The 4,112-nt window shown below is 37.2% G+C and carries 1 protein-coding gene and 1 pseudogene; both read left to right on the top strand.

Features of this window, described 5'->3' with window-relative positions; translation table 11 throughout:
- Positions 1-317: 317 nt before the first annotated feature.
- A pseudogene (locus JCM15092_RS16335) lies at positions 318-1,425 on the top strand (glycoside hydrolase family 43 protein).
- A 24-nt stretch (positions 1,426-1,449) separates the two neighbouring features.
- Positions 1,450-3,978 (top strand): alpha-L-arabinofuranosidase family protein, encoded by a 2,529-nt coding sequence (locus JCM15092_RS14010; RefSeq protein ID WP_024995186.1) that lies wholly within the window; start codon positions 1,450-1,452, stop codon positions 3,976-3,978.
- The last annotated feature ends 134 nt before the right edge of the window (positions 3,979-4,112 follow it).

Raw genomic sequence — 4,112 nt, 5'->3', positions numbered from 1 at the left:
TTAAAATTATTTATTGTTTATAGCTGCATTATCTTAAAAATCCCAAAAATATATTGTAATTATTTTTTAATTCAACTATGTTTTTATTTATTTATCTATTAGGATAATAATAAGAGATTTAGGATACAAAAATTAACGTTAGTTAAGGTTTTGAGGCTATTTTAGCATTATTGTCTTTTTTTCTCAAAATTATCTAAAGGATGAAGAATTTGTACACTTCATTGACTGAATTTTGGTCTGTCTTTTTAGGCTTTTTATTGTACTTTTACGATGTAAACAAAATATGAATTATGAAAACACTATTATTATCTATCTCAATGATAATGTCCTGCATCTTTACAACTTCTGCAGACGTATCTAATGATTCTATCTATCCTGGTAAAATATGGCCGGATGATAGGGGTGAACATATAAACGCACATGGTGGTGGAATGCTCTATAAGGATGGGACATATTATTGGTATGGAGAACATAAGGCCGAATCGAGTAATAATGCGTTAGTGGGAGTAACCTGCTACTCTTCAAAAGATCTTATAAACTGGAAATACCAAGGAGTGGCATTAAGTGTTAGTGATGATGAGAAGAGCGATATTGTGAAGGGCTCTATAATAGAACGTCCAAAGGTTGTCTTCAATAAAAAAAAGTGGTAAGTATGTAATGTGGTTTCATCTGGAACTAAAAGATAAAGGATATAGTGCTGCAAGGGCAGGAATGGCCATCAGTGATACTCCTCAGGGACCTTTCAAGTTCATCTCCTCGTCAAGGATAAATGCCGGTAAACTGCCTTATGATATGGATGGTAAAAAGAGAGCAATTCTTGATACACTAAACCTTGATAATTATAAGAAATGGTGGACTCCAGAGTGGCAAGATGCTATCAAAAAGGGACTTTTCTTAAAGAGAGATATTCAGAGTGGACAGATGTCTCGTGACATGACTATTTTTATTGATGATGATGAAAAGGCTTATCACATCTACTCTTCAGAGGACAACCTAACTCTGCAGATAGCTGAACTTTCAGATGACTATCAGAGGCATACTGGAAAATATATACGTATGATACCGGCAGGAAATAACGAAGCTCCTGCAATATTTAAAAAAGATGGAAAATATTGGATGATTACTTCCGGATGTACAGGCTGGGCTCCTAATGAAGCAAGGTTGTTCTCTGCCGATAATATATTTGGCCCATGGACTCAACATCCTAATCCATGCGTTGGAAATGATGCTGAGAAGACCTTTGGAGCTCAAAGTACTTTTATTTTCAAAGTTGAAGGGAAAAGAGATCTCTATATTTTTATGGCAGATGTATGGCGTCCAAAAAATCCTATAGATGGCAGATATATGTGGCTTCCTATAGAGTTCAGCAATGGTAAACCTATTCTGCAATGGCGTGATAGCTGGAGCTTGTCTTCCTATAAATAGAATTGATAATAACATAAAATATTTATGAAAAACAGAATTCTAATTATCTCAATTCTTTTTCTTGCTATAGTCCAAGATAGTTTCTCTTCAGTATTAAAGGTATATAATGAACCCGACTCTGTGTTGCTATTTTCATATGCCAGCAAAAAAGATGAGGGACGTAGCGGACTGAAGTTTGCATGGAGCAATGAGGGAGTAAATTGGTTTGAAGTAGCAGGTGGTTACTCTTTCGTAAAGTGTGACTATGGACGTTGGGGATCAGAAAAGAGAATGGTGCGTCCAATGCTTATGTTCGATAATAATGCAGACAAGTGGCTTTGTGTATGGAATCTTAATCAAGAGAGCGAGGACTTTGGTGCTGCCTCTTCTGATGATCTCCTGAAATGGGGCAGACAATCATATTTTGTGAACACAGAATACGATAAGAATGTTTCGAAATCGTATGTTGCAGGTAAAAAGTGTGAGGCAACAATAGCCGGTAATAAAGAGAGCGGTTCAGCAATAAAGGTGCCATATTCACTTATTGAGAGGCTGACTATGTTTGCTGGTAATAAAATGTATAGAAATGAACTGCATAATCAGACCGCTTCACAAGATTCCCAGCGATTTGCCGATGTGAATAATCTTAAGGCAGATATAACAATCTTTCCTGATAGTGTGAAAAAGATAAGTGATAAACTTATAGGTATATTTTTCGAGGATATAAATTACTCGGCGGATGGAGGATTGTATGGTGAGCTTGTCCAAAACAGAGATTTTGAATATTCATCATCCGATGGATCAAGGCTTAAAGAGTGGAACAGCACATATGCCTGGTCTGTCGAAGATGGTAATAGCAAGGGTGGTATGAAGTTCTCTATTGGAACCACAAATCCAATACACAGCAATAATTCTCATTATGCTGTTATAGATGTTACTTCAGTAGGAGCATCACTATGCAATAGCGGATACGATGGTATTTCACTTAAGAAAGGAGAAGAATATATATTCTCTATATTTACTAATCTACTTTCGGGCAAGAGTTCTAAAATAATGGTTCAGTTAGTTGGTGATGATGGAACAGTACTGGCTTCATCTACTATTGCTGTAAAAGGTGGTATGTGGTCTAATAATGAGGTTAAGATGAAGGTATCTTCATCAGCTAAGAAAGGGAAACTGCTCATTACTCCTCTTTCAGAAGGATCTTATGCCTTTGATATGGTTTCTCTATTCCCTGTTAACACATTCAAGAACCGTCGTAACGGTTTAAGAGAAGATCTGGCACAGACACTTGCCGATCTTAAGCCAAGATTTGTTAGATTTCCGGGAGGATGTGTTGCTCATGGTGATGGAGTAGATAATATATATGACTGGAAGGGGTCTATTGGACCTCTAGAAAGTAGAAAACCTCTTCGTAACCTGTGGGGATACCATCAGACTAGAGGATTGGGATACCATGAATACTTCCTTTTCTGTGAAGATATTGGTGCTGAACCATTACCTGTTCTTGCTGCAGGTGTGCCTTGCCAGAACTCTGGAACTTGCAGTGCTCACTCTTCACGCCATATAGACTGCGGTGGCCAGCAAGGAGGTATACCAATGGATAAGATGGATGAATATGTGCAGGATGTGCTAGACCTTATAGAGTATGCAAATGGTGATGCCAAGAATACATATTGGGGAAAGATACGTGCAAAGGCAGGACATCCAAAACCTTTCAATATGAAATATATCGGTATAGGTAATGAAGATCTTATTACTGATGTTTTTGAGGAGAGGTTTATGATGATATTCAATGCCGTAAAGAAGAGATATCCTGAAATCACAGTAATTGGTACCGTTGGGCCATTCTATGAAGGTACTGATTATGAAGAGGGATGGAAATTGGCTACACGTGAGAATATTCCTATGGTAGATGAGCACTATTATAACACTCCTGGATGGTTTATCAATAATCAGGATTTCTATGATAAATACGACAGGAGCAAATCTAAAGTCTATCTTGGAGAGTATGCTTCACACTTGCCGGGACGACCAAGTAATATAGAGACTGCTCTTTCAGATGCTCTATACCTTACAGCTATAGAGAGAAATGCAGATGTCGTTTCAATGACTTCATATGCACCACTATTAGCAAAAGAGGGGCATACTCAGTGGAATCCTGATATGATCTATTTCAATAATGATGAGGTTAAGCCTACTGTTGAATATCATGTTCAGAAACTATTTGGTAATAATTCGGGAGACAAATATATTGCCTCAAAAGTTATGTTGAATAATAAAAGAGATGATGTAGGTAAGAGGTTAGGACTATCTGTAGTAAAAGATAGTAAAAGTGGTGACTGGATTGTTAAGATAGTGAATTTGATGAATAAAGAGGTTGATGCAGATATCTCTCTACCTTTCCTTAAAGGGAAGAGTGCTAATGCAACACTTACTCTTCTAACCGGAAAACCGGATGATAAGGATAGTCAGCCGACTTCAAAACAGATTAATCTTGAGGAGAAATTCAATTATACTATCCCTTCTTACTCTTTCACAGTGTTGAGAATATCAAATAAGATGATGAAGTGATAAACTTAATTAATCTTGTTTATAAATAAAATTGCCGATGCCGTCTGTTCGGTTGTCGACGTCAACTCATCAGTTGACGCTGACAACCGAACGGTTGACGGTGGCAACTGATAATTACAAGAAGAGTGCATTGT

This window comes from Phocaeicola paurosaccharolyticus JCM 15092 (assembly GCF_000613805.1).
GTDB classification, from domain to species: Bacteria; Bacteroidota; Bacteroidia; order Bacteroidales; family Bacteroidaceae; genus Phocaeicola; species Phocaeicola paurosaccharolyticus.
Note: the sequence above shows the minus strand (reverse complement) of the source record. Positions and strands in the feature narration are given on the sequence as shown.

What these genes read in the sequence shown, in the direction of transcription:
- JCM15092_RS14010 (WP_024995186.1), top strand. Translation starts at nt 1,450, where the DNA reads ATGAAAAACAGAATTCTAATTATCTCAATTCTTTTTCTTGCTATAGTC.